Origin of the sequence: Pandoraea sp. (assembly GCF_041919235.1) — a bacterium.
Taxonomy (GTDB): domain Bacteria; phylum Pseudomonadota; class Gammaproteobacteria; order Burkholderiales; family Burkholderiaceae; genus Pandoraea.
Genome location: NZ_JAYRUC010000042.1, coordinates 1 through 15,045, shown reverse-complemented (window position 1 = coordinate 15,045; position 15,045 = coordinate 1). Strand labels below are relative to the sequence as shown.

Annotated in this window: 12 protein-coding genes and 1 pseudogene; 9 read left to right on the top strand and 4 right to left on the bottom strand. The window is 63.0% G+C overall.

Annotated features, from left to right (window positions below; all coding sequences use genetic code 11):
* Positions 1 to 112 precede the first annotated feature (112 nt).
* From ACE3UG_RS21680 to ACE3UG_RS21660, 5 genes and pseudogenes are all read left to right on the top strand, one after another.
* A pseudogene (locus tag ACE3UG_RS21680) lies at positions 113 to 340 on the top strand (transposase); the annotation flags it as partial.
* Positions 341 to 571: 231 nt separating this feature from the next.
* A complete protein-coding gene (locus ACE3UG_RS21675) occupies positions 572 to 1,525 on the top strand; it encodes a LysR family transcriptional regulator (protein ID WP_374627800.1) in 954 nt (317 codons plus the stop codon).
* A gap of 63 nt (positions 1,526 to 1,588) precedes the next feature.
* A complete protein-coding gene (tcuA, locus tag ACE3UG_RS21670; RefSeq protein WP_374627798.1) occupies positions 1,589 to 2,998 on the top strand; it encodes an FAD-dependent tricarballylate dehydrogenase TcuA in 1,410 nt (469 codons plus the stop codon).
* Positions 2,985 to 4,235, top strand: coding sequence for a tricarballylate utilization 4Fe-4S protein TcuB (gene tcuB, locus ACE3UG_RS21665; protein WP_374627796.1), 1,251 nt, complete (start codon positions 2,985 to 2,987; stop codon positions 4,233 to 4,235). The genes tcuA and tcuB overlap by 14 nt, the downstream gene beginning before the upstream one ends.
* A gap of 54 nt (positions 4,236 to 4,289) precedes the next feature.
* Positions 4,290 to 5,609, top strand: coding sequence for an MFS transporter (locus tag ACE3UG_RS21660; RefSeq protein WP_374627794.1), 1,320 nt, complete (start codon positions 4,290 to 4,292; stop codon positions 5,607 to 5,609).
* 55 nt (positions 5,610 to 5,664) lie between these two features.
* Here the strand turns inward: ACE3UG_RS21660 and ACE3UG_RS21655 are convergent, their stop codons facing one another.
* The 4 genes from ACE3UG_RS21655 to ACE3UG_RS21640 form a co-directional block, all read right to left on the bottom strand.
* On the bottom strand, positions 5,665 to 6,855 hold the full coding sequence (locus ACE3UG_RS21655; RefSeq protein WP_374627792.1) for an MFS transporter: 1,191 nt from the start codon (positions 6,853 to 6,855) through the stop codon (positions 5,665 to 5,667).
* A 185-nt stretch (positions 6,856 to 7,040) separates the two neighbouring features.
* On the bottom strand, positions 7,041 to 7,787 hold the full coding sequence (locus tag ACE3UG_RS21650; protein WP_374627790.1) for a FadR/GntR family transcriptional regulator: 747 nt from the start codon (positions 7,785 to 7,787) through the stop codon (positions 7,041 to 7,043).
* 238 nt (positions 7,788 to 8,025) lie between these two features.
* Positions 8,026 to 9,201, bottom strand: a complete 1,176-nt coding sequence (locus ACE3UG_RS21645; RefSeq protein ID WP_374627788.1) for a porin — start codon at positions 9,199 to 9,201, stop codon at positions 8,026 to 8,028.
* Between the two features lie 65 nt (positions 9,202 to 9,266).
* Positions 9,267 to 10,568: a glucarate dehydratase family protein gene (locus ACE3UG_RS21640; protein WP_374627786.1), complete on the bottom strand. Its 1,302-nt coding sequence runs from the start codon at positions 10,566 to 10,568 to the stop codon at positions 9,267 to 9,269.
* A gap of 311 nt (positions 10,569 to 10,879) precedes the next feature.
* Between ACE3UG_RS21640 and ACE3UG_RS21635 the strand changes: the two genes are divergently transcribed.
* The 4 genes from ACE3UG_RS21635 to ACE3UG_RS21620 are packed head-to-tail and all read left to right on the top strand — an operon-like array spanning position 10,880 to position 14,996.
* Complete coding sequence (locus ACE3UG_RS21635; protein WP_374627784.1) at positions 10,880 to 12,055, top strand: ABC transporter substrate-binding protein; 1,176 nt, start codon at positions 10,880 to 10,882, stop codon at positions 12,053 to 12,055.
* A gap of 21 nt (positions 12,056 to 12,076) precedes the next feature.
* Positions 12,077 to 13,159: an ABC transporter ATP-binding protein gene (locus ACE3UG_RS21630; protein WP_374627782.1), complete on the top strand. Its 1,083-nt coding sequence runs from the start codon at positions 12,077 to 12,079 to the stop codon at positions 13,157 to 13,159.
* Entirely contained in the window at positions 13,156 to 14,043 is an 888-nt protein-coding gene (locus tag ACE3UG_RS21625; protein ID WP_374627780.1) for an ABC transporter permease, read from the top strand. Before ACE3UG_RS21630 ends, ACE3UG_RS21625 begins: the two co-directional genes overlap by 4 nt.
* A gap of 53 nt (positions 14,044 to 14,096) precedes the next feature.
* The gene (locus ACE3UG_RS21620) at positions 14,097 to 14,996 is read left to right on the top strand and encodes an ABC transporter permease (RefSeq protein WP_374627778.1); all 900 of its coding nucleotides are present in this window, start codon (positions 14,097 to 14,099) and stop codon (positions 14,994 to 14,996) included.
* Positions 14,997 to 15,045 lie beyond the last annotated feature (49 nt).

The window sequence follows — 15,045 nt, the reverse complement described above, 5'->3', positions numbered from 1 at the left end:
TGGAAGACAGCAATGAACCAATTCGCTATCCTTTACGCGGATCGATTCGTTCGACCGTCCGTGTAATTCTCAACCCGCCTTGAACACGGAAATTCTGACACCCCCGCAGAAGCTAGGTATACGGCTGGAATACATTGAGCCGGGCAAGCCGCAACAGAACGCGTACATCGAACGGTTCAATCGGACCGCTCGATACGAATGGCTCTCGCAATATCTGTGGGAAGACCTGGAGCAGGTTCGGCAGGCAGCGGCCGACTGGATGTGGACTTACAATCACGAGCACCCAAATATGGCATTGGGCGGCTTTACCCCGAAGCAGCGGCTGGCCATGGCCGCTTAGTTTCTACTTCTGCCGACTGTGGAAAACGGGGGCATTACCAAGTCACCTCGCTCGTTCGAGCCGGTCTTGAATCGATGGCAATGCGTCAGCCATTGGGCAACCCGGCTCGGCGAGATTCGGTTCAGCGCTGGCTTCGCATCGGCGTCGATGGGCGGCGTGCGGGTTAATCGCGAGTCGAGCCAAACGACGATCTGCGAAAATGTACGCCGAATCTCCCCGGCCGATCTCAAAATGGAACTCAGACAACTCCGCTATTTCCTCAGCGTTGTGGAACACGGAAGCATGGGCAAGGCCGCGTTGGAGCTCGGTGTGGTCACCTCGGCATTGAGTCAGCAGATTAGCCGCCTCGAAGGCGAACTGTCGACCCGTCTGCTGCAGCGCACGTCCAGCGGCGTCGTCCCGACGGACGCGGGCCTGGCCTTCTGGCGCCAGGCGCAACTCGCACTGCGTCATGTCGACAACGCCGCGCTCGCCGCACGCTCCGCGCGCCTGTCAGGCCATGTGAGCGTTGGCATGGCGCCCAGCACGGCGAGCGTCCTCGGCGTCGCGTTCATGCAAGCCATGCGCGAGCGTTATCCCGACGTGCGGCTGCACATGGTCGAAAGCCTCTCCGGCTACCTCGCGTCCATGTTGAGCGCGCGTCAGATCGATCTCGCAGTGTTGTTTCGCGAGGAACCCGCGCAACGGTGGAGTGTGATATCGCTGCTCGACGAACGGCTGTTCCTGATCGGCGCGGGCGATCTCGATGGCATGCCGGCGGGCGCTTCCGTACGGCTGAAGCACCTCGGTACGCTTCCGCTGATCCTCCCCAGCGGCACGCACGGACTGCGCTCGCTTCTGTCGTCGGCGTTCAGGCGGGCTGAATACGCGCCGAACATCGTCGCCGAAGTGGACGGCCTGGCGCTGCTGATGGATGCCGTGCGCAAGGGCATGGGCGCGACGATACAGCCGGGCGCGGCGCTCGCGAGGCCCGAGAACGCAATATTGTCGAGCGTTCCCGTCGCCGAGCGATACGCCACGCGCCCGAACATGATCGTCTGCGTGTCCGACGACGAACTCTCTCCCGCAGGCCTTGCCGCACGCGTGGTCCTCGCCGATGTCGCCCGCCAACTGGTGCGCGAGGACCGTTGGCCCGGCGCGCGGCTGCGTCAGCCGAATGCTTCACGGAATGTGAACACCCCTTGACGACTCGCTAGTGGCGGGACGGGCACGAGATCCTTAGGATGCGTCTCAAAGGAGACAAGTCTAATGGTCGATGTACTCGTCATCGGAGGGGGCAATGCGGCGCTATGTGCCGCATTGATGGCGCGCGAGGCCGGCGCGTCGGTCCTGCTGCTCGAATCGGCACCGCGCGAGTGGCGCGGCGGCAACTCACAACACACGCGCAATCTGCGCTGCATGCACGATGCTCCGCAAGACGTCCTCGTCGATGCCTACCCCGAAGAGGAATTCTGGCAAGACCTGCTTAAGGTCACCGGTGGCATCACCAACGAGCATCTCGCGCGACTGACGATCCGCGCGTCGTCGTCGTGCCGGCCGTGGATGCAAAAACACGGCGTACGCTTCCAGCCGCCGCTGTCCGGTGCGCTGCACGTCGCGCGCACCAACGCATTCTTCATGGGCGGCGGCAAGGCGCTCGTCAACGCCTATTACCGCAGCGCCGAAGCGCTCGGCGTGCAGATCCACTACGAGACCCCCGTCGATGCTCTCGAACTCGACGAAGGGCGCTTCATTGCGGCGCGTAGCGGCGGACAGCGCTTCGAGGCGCGCGCCTGCGTGTTGGCCGCGGGCGGTTTCGAATCGAATCGCGAATGGCTACGCGAGGCGTGGGGGCAGAACGAACGTGGCGAATGGCCGGCCGATAACTTCCTGATTCGCGGCACGCGCTTCAACACGGGGGTACTCATCAAGCACATGACCGAGGCCGGCGCGGACATGATCGGCGATCCGTCTCAGTCGCACTGCGTCGCTATCGATGCGCGTGCGCCGCGTTATGACGGTGGCATCTGTACGCGCATCGACTGCGTGTCGCTTGGGGTGGTAGTGAATCGCGACGCCGAGCGCTTCTACGACGAAGGCGAGGATTTCTGGCCAAAGCGCTACGCCATCTGGGGACGACTCGTGGCACATCAGCCGGGGCAGATCGGCTACTCGATCATCGATGCGAAAGCGATCGGCCGATTCATGCCGCCGGTGTTTCCGGGCGAGAAGGCCGATACGCTGCCGGAACTCGCGCGCAAGCTGAATCTGCCGGAAGCGCGCTTCATGGAAACGCTCACGCGCTATAACGACGCTTGCCAGATCGGCACCTTCGACCACACCGCGCTCGACGATTGCCATACCGAAGGCCTCGCGCCGCCCAAGACACACTGGGCGCGCCGGATCGATACCCCGCCGTTCTATGGTTACGCATTGCGCCCAGGCATCACGTTCACCTACCTCGGCCTGAAAACCAACGACCACGCGCAGGTTCACTTCGGCGGCAAGGCGAGCGATAACCTGTTCGTCGCAGGCGAAATGATGGCCGGCAACGTACTCGGCAAAGGCTATACCGCGGGCGTCGGCATGTCGATCGGCACTGCGTTCGGGCGCATTGCCGGCACGCAAGCCGCACGCGCCGCGCTCGCAACTAAGGAGGCGCAAAGTGCCGAAGTCTGATTTTCTTGCCCCCGAACCCACGCGCCCGATGACATCGTTCGAAACGACGCCAACGACGCCAACGACGCCAACGACGCCGACGACTGGTCGCGCAAGCGGCAGCACGGCGCGAGTGATTCCCATCGTGACGTTGAGCGAGCGCGAAAGCGAAGTGGCGCGGCAGATGCAGATCTGTAACGCCTGTCGCTACTGCGAAGGGTTCTGCGCCGTGTTCCCCGCCATGACACGCCGCCTGGAATTCGGCAAGGCAGACGTCAACTATCTGGCGAATCTCTGTCACAACTGCGGCGCGTGTTATCACGCATGTCAGTATGCGCCGCCGCACGAGTTCGCCGTAAACGTGCCGAAGGCAATGGCGCAAGTGCGGCTCGACACGTACACCGAATACGCGTTTCCTGCGTCGCTCGGTGCACTTTACAAGCGTAACGGGCTGACGCTGTCCGTGGCGCTTGCGGTAGGGCTCGCGCTATTCCTGTTGCTCGGTATGGCGCTGCATGGCGGTGTTTCAGGCGATGTCGCTCCAGCCAACTTCTACGCCATCTTCCCGCACAACCTCCTCGCGGCGATGTTCGGCGCGGTCTTCCTGTTTGCGATTCTGGCGCTCGGTGTGGGCGTGAAGCGTTTCTGGCGCGATGTCTCGTCGGGAACGGCGAGCGTGAGCGCATCTGCCGCTGCGGAAGCGGCGAAAAACGCGCTGACGCTCAAATACCTCGACGGCGGACACGGCGACGGCTGCAATGAGCAGAACGACGCCTTCACGCTCGCGCGACGTCGCTTCCATCACCTGACGTTCTACGGCTTTCTGTTGTGTTTCGCGGCGACCGCCGTCGCAACGCTCTATCACTACGTGCTCGGATGGGACGCGCCATATCCGTTGTTGAGCGCGCCGGTCCTGCTTGGCACGGCGGGCGGCATCGGACTGCTCGTTGGGCCGGCAGGGTTGTTGTCGCTCAATCTGAAGCGCAATGCCGAACGTGGTGACGCCCGCCAGCGGCCGATGGACCGCGGCTTCATCGTGCTCTTGCTGCTGACGAGCGCATCGGGTCTAGCGCTGCTTGCGTTGCGCGCGACGTCCGCGATGCCGTCGCTGCTTGCGATCCATCTGGGCATCGTCATGGCGCTGTTCGCGACGCTGCCTTACGGCAAGTTCGCGCACGGCATCTTTCGCTCGGCGGCGTTGCTCAAATCGTCGATAGAGACGCGACAACGCAATGCATTGAGCCTCGGCTCGGATTAGCTTTCATCGGGCGCCGCCGGCGCCTTTCGACAAACATAAAAAGCAGGAGACGCAATGAACCCCACAGCACCGATCACCGCCACATCCGGCGGCTCACGCAAAGCCAGGGCCGCTGCCGTGCTTCGCGTAACGAGCGGCAACTTTCTCGAACAGTTCGACTTCTTCCTGTTCGGCTTCTACGCGACGTCGATATCGAGGATCTTCTTCCCGTCATCCAGCGAATTCGCCTCGCTGATGCTGACCTTCGCCGTGTTCGGGGCAGGCTTTCTGATGCGCCCGCTGGGCGCCATCTTTCTCGGCGCGTACGTCGACAAGGTCGGACGGCGTAAAGGGCTGATCGTGACGTTGGCGATCATGGCGATCGGCACCCTTCTGATCGCGTGCGTGCCGGAATATGCAACCATCGGGCTGCTCGCACCCGCACTCGTACTGCTCGGGCGTTTGTTGCAAGGGTTTTCTGCGGGCGCAGAACTCGGTGGCGTATCCGTTTATCTCGCGGAAATGGCGACGCCCGGCAGGAAGGGCTTCTACACGAGTTGGCAGTCGGCAAGTCAACAGGTCGCGATCATGATGGCGGCCGCGATCGGCTACGGGTTGAACCAGTGGCTTTCCGCAGATCAGATCGGCGCATGGGGCTGGCGCGTGCCATTTCTCGTCGGCTGCGCGATCGTGCCGTTTCTCTTCATACTGCGCCGTTCGCTGCAGGAAACCGCCGAGTTTGACGCACGACGGCATCATCCGCAGGCGCGCGAGATCTTCGCAATGCTGCTCGCCAACTGGCGCATCGTCATCGGCGGCACGCTACTGACCGCGATGACGACCACCACGTTCTATCTCATCACCGTCTACACGCCGACCTTCGGCAAGTCGGTGCTGCACCTGACTACGGCGGACACCCTGATGGTAACGCTGCTCGTGGCCGTGTCGAATTTCGCGTGGTTGCCGATCGGTGGCGCGATCTCCGACCGCATCGGCCGCAAGCCGATTCTGCTCGCCATACCCGCGCTCGCGATCCTCACGGCCTATCCGGCGCTCTCGTGGCTTGCCGAGGCACCGAGCTTCTCGCGCATGCTGATCGTACTGCTGTGGTTCTCGTTCTTCTTCGGTATGTACAACGGCGCGATGGTTGCCGCCCTTACCGAGGTGATGCCCGTCGAGGTGCGTGTGGCAGGCTTCTCTCTGGCGTTCAGTCTTGCGACAGCGCTTTTCGGAGGCTTCACACCCGCCATATCGACGTATCTGATTCAGATCACGCACGACAAGGCGGCCCCCGGTTACTGGCTAAGCTTCGCCGCGCTCTGCGGTCTATGCGCGACGCTCGGCCTATATAGACGCAACACGGGCCGCAAGCCATCGACAGTGGCGTCGGCCTGAAGTCGCCCGAACAGGCGCGGCGTTCGGAAGCCAAGTTGGCAGCAGCGGGCTTCGCTTACGTCGCGCCCCGTCGGGACAGCAGCAAGAGCACCGTCAGCACGCAAAAGGCCGCTCCGGCGTAAAAGGTCGCCATTGCGCCAACCCGGTCCCACAGCATGCCCGCGATGACGCTCGATCCGAGCGTGACGACGCCACTGACCAAGTTGAAAATTCCAAACGCCGTACCGCGCAGTTGGGCGGGCGCCGCATGGGCGACCATCGTGGCCAGCAGTCCCTGCGTCATGCCCATATGCAACCCCCACAGGGCAACGCCGATGAGTATGACGGTCCAATGATCGCCGTGTGCAAGCACCACGTCGGACGCAAGCAATACCATCAGGCCCGCGATGAGTAATCGGGTGTGACTCATTTTGTCGGCGAGCTTGCCGAACGGATAAGCCGATAGCGCATAGACGGCGTTCATTGCCACCATCACGAGCGGGACCAGCGCGACAGGAACGCCGCTACGCATGGCCCGCAATACAAGGAACGCCTCGCTGAACCGCGCCAGCGCAAATACGCCCCCCACGCCGACGACCCACCAGTATTCGCGTCCGAGCAATATGGCGTTGTCCCACCGCAGCGGATTGACCCGCTTGGCACTTGGGGCGCGAGCGGGCTCCTCGACACCCGCCGTCAGCAGCGCCACCGCGATCACGCTGGGGATCACCGCGAGCCAGAATGCGAGCCGATAGTTGTCCGATGCGCAGAGCATGATCGCAACCGCCAGTAACGGTCCCAGGAACGCACCCACCGTGTCCAGCGACTGCCGTAAACCGAACGCCGCGCCACGTAGATGCGGAGGCGTCACGTCGGCCACAAGCGCGTCCCGCGGTGCACCGCGCACGCCCTTGCCAACGCGATCGAGCACGCGCGCGGTCACCACGATGCCGATGGTGGGGGCGATGGCAAACAACGGCTTGCTTATCGCACCAAGACCGTATCCCGCGACCGCAAGCCACTTGCGGTTGCCCAAATAATCGCTGAGCGTTCCAGAGAACACCTTGACGATCGGCGCCGTCGCTTCGGCGATCCCCTCGATAAGGCCTATCGTTGTTGCGCTGGCGCCGAGACTTGCCATCAGAAACATCGGCAAGAGGCTGTGGATGATTTCGGACGAAATATCCATGAACAGACTCACGAAGCCGAGTATCCACACGCTGCGGGGGATCTGTCGAAGTATCTTCGTTCGCGAGTCTGTTGGCACGGACCTGTTCCGAGGAGGCGACGATCTGAGAGGACTGGCACCGGCAAACGAGACTACCAATGCGCGATGTCCGCTGCGCGACGTGCGATCGGCGGCGCTACCGGCCAGTAACGGGATAGCGCGCCGGCGGGAAATCCAACCGTCCGTCGCCGTCCCCCATCGCGCCGTGACCTGCGAGCGTTACATTACCCTTGCGTGCCCGCCGATTCCTGCACGCGGCGCAGACGCTCGCGACTGTTGGTCAGGTGGGTGCGCATTGCTGCCCGTGCCGCTTCCGGATCGTGGCGGGCAATCGCATTGTAGATGTCTTCATGCTCGCGATTCACGCGATTGAGATACGACACCTGATCGTCGTCGGCGAGCGCGGCGGAATTCACGCGCGTGCGCGGAATGATGGTGTTGCCAAGCTGCTCGAGGATGTCGTGGAAATAACGATTGCCGGTTGCGTTCGCCACTTGCAGATGGAAGGCGACGTCGGCGGTCACGGCATTGCCGGTACGTTGGCGAACGTGCATCTCGAAATCGTCCAGCGCCTGACGCATCAGCTTGAGCTGCGTGTCGGTGCGACGATTCGCCGCCAGTCCCGCCGCTTCGGTCTCCAGCGATATGCGCAACTCCAGGATCGCCATCACGTCGAGCATGGTCAGAATGCTGTTGGTGTCGACCTGCAACGCATTCTCGCGCGGTGCTTCCAGCACAAAGGTGCCGATGCCGTGACGCGTCTCCACCAGTTGGCCGGCTTGCAGCCGCGAGATCGCTTCGCGCACCACCGTGCGGCTCACGCCCAGGCTTTCCATGATGGCCGACTCGGTCGGCAGTTTGTCGCCCGGCCGGAACGTGCCGCTGCGAATCTGCTCGGACAAGGCGCTCACGACCTCTTCCGTGAGGCTGCGAGACTTGCGGCGAGGACGTGCGGGCAACGGGCTGGTCATGGACATGGCGTCGGTTGAGATGGTGGGTGACGAAATAACACCCCCAGTTTACCTTATCGCCCGTCGCATACATACGACAACCGATAAGAATCGACCGCCAATGCCCCAACCCAATTTCCATGGGGCATTGGCGGCCGAAAGCACACCCTGGTGCAACTTCTCGCGACCACTCATGACTGCCTGGACCGGCAAGATGCTCGGCGCCGGTCCGGACAGCGTTGCGACAGGCGGGCCTGCGTCAGAAATCGACGCGAATCCCCAGCATGCCGACGAACTGCGAACTCGTCGCCGACGGCGTGCCGTTCTGCGAATCGCCGACCGCCGGGCCTGCGTTGATGATGCTCGCGGCGTTCGCCGAGAGCGACTTGCCGTTGGCATGCTGCCACCCTTCGAGGGCATACAGCGACGTCCGCTTCGAGAGCGAATACACCTGTGCGAGCGAGATCTGATGGTACGTCGCGGCATCGGTGATGCCGTTGGCCTTCGACGCCGCCGTATAGCTGTAAGCCGCCGCCAGACGCCACTGCGGGGACACGATCCACGACGCATGCACGCCCGCCGTGTTGAAGATGGCCGTGTCGTGGAAGAGCGATGCTGCCCCCGGCTTGTATTGCACGTTGCTGTAGGTTGCGCCCAGCGTCACGCTGCCGATCGTATAGATGCCGGCCACGGCGATATGCTGCAGCACATCGGCGGTGACGTAGCCCTGATTGATGGCGGACGTACCCGGCGTGCCCGTCGACGCACCGTTCCACGTCGCACCGCCGCCGCCTACGTTGTTCAGGCGCAGATAACCGGCAGCCAGCGACAGCGGACCGCCGTCGTAGCGCAGCGCACCGGAATATGTGTTGCCCTTGCTGAACGCGCCGGCCTGACCGCCGAAGCCGTATTGCAGACTGGCGGTGACGCCCCACATGACCGGCGACGTGTACGTGACCGAGTTGTTGATGCGGATGGTCGTATCGAGGCCGTCGATATCGCCCGGATGGGCGCCGGTCGCGCCGGTCACATAGGTGGTCGGACCGATGGTGCCGACCATCAGGTAGTACGGCGTGTACTGACGCCCGATGGTGACCGTACCGAGCCGGTCGTTCTTCAGCCCGACGAATGCCTGACGGTTGAACATCGAGCCCGATGCGCCGAGCGTGCCGTTGTTGAGGTCGAAGCCGTTCTCCAGTTGGAACAGCGCCTTGGTGCCGCCGCCGAGATCTTCGGTGCCGCGCAGGCCCCAGCGGCTGCCCGCGAGGTTGCCGCTGCGCAGATAGGTGTTCGACTTGCCGTTCTGGTTGCTGCTGTAGCTCAGTGCATCGTCGACGATCCCGTACAGCGTCACGTTCGACTGCGCGAACGCCGGAATGGCGTTGGCGGCGAGACCGGCCAATACGAGCCCGGCAAACAGTTTCGAATGTCTCACGACTTCTCCTCTTTTGATGTGTTTTCTTGAACTTCGCTTGAAACGTTGCTACATGCTCGCTGGTGCTAAAAACGGGGAGCCTTGCCGCTCCAGCCGGGTTGGTATTTGCGCATCTGTACGGCGTCGTTTCGCGTGCGCAGTCCGCAACCCAGGTACTGCTCGTGCAGCTTGGCCAATTGGTCGTGGTCGATGTCGAGACCGAGTCCCGGTGCCTTCGTGACGGCGACGGCGCCGTTGCGAATGGCGATCTTGCCGCCGCGCACGACTTCCTCGTCGGCGGCCTGCCACGGGTAATGCGTGTCGCAGGCGTATGACAGACGCGGCACGCTTGCGGCCAGGTGCGTCATGGCCATCAGGCTGATACCGAGGTGCGAGTTGGAGTGCATCGACAGGCCCAGATCGAACGTCTCGCACATGCGCGCGAGCAATTGCGTGTCGCGCAATCCGCCCCAGTAGTGGTGATCGGAGAGGATGATCTGCGCGCCGTTGACGCGCACGTTCTCGCGGAATTGCCGCAGGTCGGTAACCACCATGTTCGTGGCGAGCGGCAGGCCCGTCGCGCGATGCAGTTCCGCCATGCCTTCGAGCGTGGGCGTGGGATCTTCGTAATACTCGAGATCGCCGGCAAGTTCTCGGCCCATCGCAATCGCCGTGGCGAGCGACCAATTGCCGTTCGGATCGATGCGCAGCGGCGTGTTGGGAAATGCGCGCTTGAGCGCCTTGATGCACTTCACTTCTTCGGCCGGTTCGAGCACCCCGGCCTTGAGCTTGATGCTGCCGAACCCGTAGGTATCGATCATCGTGCGGGCCTGCGCGACGAGTTGTTCGGCGTTCAGCGTTTCGCCCCACGGGTCGGACGGGTAGCCAGTGGCAGCGGTCCCCGCTGTCGCGGGCATGTCGATGTGCTGTGCGTATTTGAAGAACAGGTACGCGCTGTACTGCACCTCGTGACGCACCGCGCCACCGAGCAGTTCGACGAGCGGAATACCCAGATGCCGCGCCTGCAAATCCAGAAACGGAACTTCGAACGCGGAGTAGAGCTTCTCGGCGTCCTTGCGGGGATCGGTGCCCGGCGCGAGCTCGTATTCGACGCGCTCGCCGCGAACGCCCTGACGGACCACCGCCGCAACGCGCTCACGCAGGCCGTTGGTGTCGAATGGGTCCATTCCAATCAGATGCGGGCGGGTGCTTTCGAGCAACGCCAGTACCGGCGCGTCGCCGTACGTCTCGCCAAGCCCGACGTGACCGTTATCGGTCTCGATCTCAATGATCGAGCGCAGTGCATACGGCTCGTGAATCCCGGCCGCGTTAAGCAACGGCGGGTCGCGAAAAGCAATCGGGGTGATCGTGATGCGGTGAATTTTCACAGCGACTCATCCTTCGTCTGCGACGGGCGCATGGCAATAACAGGTGCGCTAGTTGCGTTGGTTAAAACAGCTTTTACGTCATCGTATGACTGGCCGTAATTTAGGTGACGCAAGGCCCGTTTCTCTATCGGTGAAATCCCTGATAGTGGGGATGGAAAACTCGTTAAATCGCCTTAAAACAACTGAATAAACAACGATGTGTCATTCCGTTAGGGAAATCTCTGAGGCGTTTCGGCGCGACTTCCGATTGCAAATTCCCAAATCAAGTCATATGATGACTTACGAGAAATTCAACGCAAAGAGGAGACAGCATGGCCTTCAGTCGTAAGGGATTTTGGCAACGCACCCTGGGCGCACTCGCATGTGCCGCCGCATTGGGAAGTACTGCGAGCACGGCGAGCGCCGCGCCGGTCACGCTGAACGTCGTCGACGTGGCGGGCAACCTCGCGCTCACGCAGAAGGGTTTCGAGGCATTCCGTGACAAGTACCCGGATCTCGTCTCCAAGATCACGTTCACCAACGCACCTGCGCCGCAACTGCCGGGCAAGATCAAGGCCATGCAAGCCGCAGGGCGCTCCGACATCGACATCGTGCTCACCGGCACCGACGCCCTTGCGGCGGGTATCCAGCAAAACCTCTGGCAGCGACTGCTGCCGGACTACAGCGCAAAGCTGCCCGGCGTGCTCGACAAATACTCGCCGAACGTGCGTGCCATGCAGGACCTCTCGAAGGGCTACGGTCTGACGTTGACTTACAGCCCGGCCGGTCCGCTCGTGGAGTACAACCCGGCCAAGGTGAGCCATCCGCCGAAGACGCCCGCCGAACTGCTCGCCTGGTGCAAGGCGAATCCGGGCAAGCTGATCTATGCGCGTCCGGCCAACTCGGGTCCGGGCCGCGCATTCCTCATGGGGTTGCCGTATCTGCTGGGCGACAAGGATCCGCACGATCCGATCAAGGGCTGGGACAAGACCTGGGCGTTCCTGAAGGAACTCGATTCATGCATTCCCTACTACCCGGGCGGCACGTCGGCGGTCATGAAGGAACTGGGTGAGGGCAGCCGCGACATGACGGTGACCATGACGGGTTGGGATATCAATCCGCGTGCGCTGGGCATCGTGCCGGCGAGCTTCAAGGTGCAGGCGTTCGACAAGTTCACCTGGGTCAACGACGCGCATTACATCGTCGTGCCGAAGGGCGTGCCCGCAGCGAAGATGGACGTCATTCTCAAGCTGATCAACTTCATGCTCGAGCCCGCACAGCAAGCGCTCGCGTACGACGACGGTTACTTCTACCCGGGGCCCGCCGTGAAGGACGTGCCGCTGTCCGCCGCACCGGCAAAGAGTCAGGAAGTGATCGCGAAGTACGGCCGTCCGGAATATGCGAAGCTCATCGCAGACTTCCCGAACGCCGTGCCGCTCGATGCCACTGCGATGGTCGCCGCGTTCCAGAAGTGGGATGCCGAGATCGGCTCGCTGAAATCGAAGTGACCGGAGCGATCGGAGTCGTCCATGAAGCACAACTTTCAACACCTGCGCCTCGATAACGTTGCGCGCTGTTTCACCAACGCGGAAGGGCAGTCGGTCGCCGCCTTGAACGGCCTGGATCTGACCATCGAGCGGGGTGAATTCATCGCGCTGCTGGGGCCTTCGGGGTGCGGCAAATCCACGGCGCTCAACTGTATTGCCGGGTTGACGCCGCTGACCGGCGGCGCCATCTGGCTCGACGACGAGCGCATCGACGTGCTGCCGAGCGAGAAGCGCGGCTTCGGCATGGTTTTCCAGAACTACGCCCTGTTTCCGCACATGAGTGTGCTCGAGAACGTGGGCTTCGGTCTGCGCATGCGCGGCGTGGCGCGTAGCGAAATCGAGAAGCGGGCGCGCGAAGCCTTGCAACTCGTGCAACTCGTGGGGCACGAGCGCAAGCTGCCGGGGCAACTCTCGGGCGGTCAGCAGCAACGCGTGGCGATCGCTCGCGCCATCGTGATCGAGCCGCCCGTCGTGCTGATGGACGAGCCGCTCTCGAACCTCGACGCGAAGCTGCGCATCGAAATGCGCGCCGAGATTCGTCGCATTCACGGCGAGCTCGACCGCGCAACCATCTACGTGACGCACGATCAGGACGAAGCGCTGTCGATGGCCGATCGTATCGTGGTGATGAAGGAAGGCGTCGTGCAGCAGATCGGTGCGCCGCGCGACGTGTACGGCCGTCCGCGCAACCTGCATGTGGCGCGCTTCATGGGCTATCGCAATGTGCTCGACGTGTCGATCACGTCGGCGCAGGGCGATCACGCGCGCGTGTCGTGCGGGGGCGCCTCGTTCGACGGCGTGCTCATGGATTCGCCCGGCAGCGACGGCAAGGTCAGCGTGGCGATTCGTCCCGACGATTTCGAGCGGGCGCAGGCGGCCAACGACAATGCCTTCGAAACGGTTGTGGAGACGGTCGAATACGGTGGCCGAGATTCGCTGCTGCGCGTGGCATCGCCGTTCGGCCCGCTTTATGCGCGTCTGCCCGGCGACTATGCCGTCGGTGAGCGTGTGCCGCTTTGCGTGCCGGTCGAGCGCACGCTCGTCTACGCCGGGGAGCATGCATGAGTGCCGCCACGTCTTCTCCATCGCTCACGCCAGCGGTGCGCTTCGACGGTCGCGGCTGGCTGGTTGCCCCGGCGCTCGTGTGCCTGCTCGCGATGTTCGTGTACCCGTTCGCCTACGGTCTGTTCCTGTCGTTCCAGCCGATGGACGGGGGCGGCGTATTCGCGAACTATCTGAAGTTCTTCACCGATCCGACGTTGTGGCCCACGGTGTTCATCACACTCAAGCTCGCGGTGCCGGCGACGCTGATCAACGTGGGCGCGTCGATTCCGGCGGCCTTCGCGCTGCGCAGACGCTCGCGTGCCTCGAAGATCGTCACGATGCTGTTGGTCGTGCCCGTCACGCTCGGCACGGTGTTGATCGCCGACGGCATGTTGACGTATTACGGACCGAATGGCTGGTTTCCGCAGGCATTGCACGCGCTGCACCTGTATAGCGACGAAGTTCGTCTGACGCACAACTACTGGGGCGTGCTGATCTCGCTGGTGATTTCCGGCTTCCCGTTCGCGTTCCTGTTGGTCCTGTCTTACGTGACGGGCATCGATCCGACGCTCGCGCGTGCGGCCGGCACGCTTGGCGCCGGGCCGTGGCAACAGTTCCGTCTGATCTATCTGCCGTTGCTCGTGCCGGGGCTGACGATGGCGGCCTGTCTGTCGTTCGTGCAGGCGTTCTCGGTGTTCCCGTCGGCGGTGCTGCTCGGTGTGCCGGCCGGGGCGACACGGGTGGTGTCGATTGCAGCGTATGAGGCGGCGTTCGAGAGCTATGACTATTCGCTCGCATCGTGCGTGGCGATCGTCATGGGCTTCGTCCAGTTGCTGATCGTGGTGGGCATGCTCGGCGCGCGCCGGGCGTTTTATAGTGGTCCGACCACGGGAGGCAAGGGATGAGCGCCACGGACAAGCATCTGGCCGGAGCCCTGGTCGTGCAGAATGGAGATTTCATGACGACGCCTTCGTCCGCGAGCTCGCCGGTGGCGGCACCCGCAACACGACGCAAGACGCGCCGCGAAGGGCCCGGTGCACGGCTGTGGCGCGTGCTGGTGTGGGGAGCGATGATTTTCTTCCTCGTGAACGTGGGGCTGATGATCGCCACGGTCGCGATGAATTCGCTGGCCACACGCTGGTTCGGCACGCCCCTGCCCGAAGGCTTCACGCTGCATTGGTACGCGCAGGCATGGCGTGACTTCCAGCTTGCCGATGTGCTGTGGGTGACGGTCGAGGTTGTCGGCGCGGTCGTGCTGTTGTCGATCGTGCTGGGCGTGCCTGCGGCGTATGCGCTGGCGCGCGCCCAATTCCCCGGCAAGAAGCTCGCGATGCTGGTGTTTCTACTGCCGCTGATGGTGCCGCCAGTCACGTATGGCATACCGATGGCGACGGTGCTCTACAAGGTTGGGCTGGGCGGCACGCTCACGGGGGTGATTCTCGCGAACCTCGTGCCGTCGCTTCCGTTCGTGATTCTGGTGATGACACCGTTCATCGAACAGATCGATCCGAATCTGGAAGCTGCCGCCCGTATCTTCGGCGCCAATACGTTGAAGTATTTCCGTTACGTGTTGCTGCCGTTGCTGGTGCCGGGCATTCTCGCGGCCGGGTTGCTGGTGCTCGTGCGGACCATCGGTATGTTCGAGTTGACGTTCTTTACGGCCGGGCCCGATACGCAGACGCTTGTCGTTGCGCTTTACTACGCGGTGTTCTCGACCGGCGTGCGCGCCCCGCAGTCCATCGACGCAATGGCGATGATCTATATGGCCATCACGCTGTTGTGGGTACTCATCGCGCTGCAATTCGTGAGTCCTACGCAGCTCGTGAGCCGCGTCAAGGAAACGCCGAAAGGGGAGTAAGCCGCGCGGGTGCCGCGATCGCCCTCGTCCCGCCATGCAGGGGAGGGGC

Bases quoted from the DNA above. Each gene is read 5' to 3' on its own strand.
- ACE3UG_RS21675 (WP_374627800.1), top strand. From the start codon at position 572: ATGGAACTCAGACAACTCCGCTATTTCCTCAGCGTTGTGGAACACGGA.
- tcuA (WP_374627798.1), top strand. From the start codon at position 1,589: ATGGTCGATGTACTCGTCATCGGAGGGGGCAATGCGGCGCTATGTGCC.
- ACE3UG_RS21660 (WP_374627794.1), top strand. From the start codon at position 4,290: ATGAACCCCACAGCACCGATCACCGCCACATCCGGCGGCTCACGCAAA.
- ACE3UG_RS21650 (WP_374627790.1), bottom strand. From the start codon at position 7,787: ATGACCAGCCCGTTGCCCGCACGTCCTCGCCGCAAGTCTCGCAGCCTC.
- ACE3UG_RS21635 (WP_374627784.1), top strand. From the start codon at position 10,880: ATGGCCTTCAGTCGTAAGGGATTTTGGCAACGCACCCTGGGCGCACTC.
- ACE3UG_RS21630 (WP_374627782.1), top strand. From the start codon at position 12,077: ATGAAGCACAACTTTCAACACCTGCGCCTCGATAACGTTGCGCGCTGT.
- ACE3UG_RS21625 (WP_374627780.1), top strand. From the start codon at position 13,156: ATGAGTGCCGCCACGTCTTCTCCATCGCTCACGCCAGCGGTGCGCTTC.
- ACE3UG_RS21620 (WP_374627778.1), top strand. From the start codon at position 14,097: ATGACGACGCCTTCGTCCGCGAGCTCGCCGGTGGCGGCACCCGCAACA.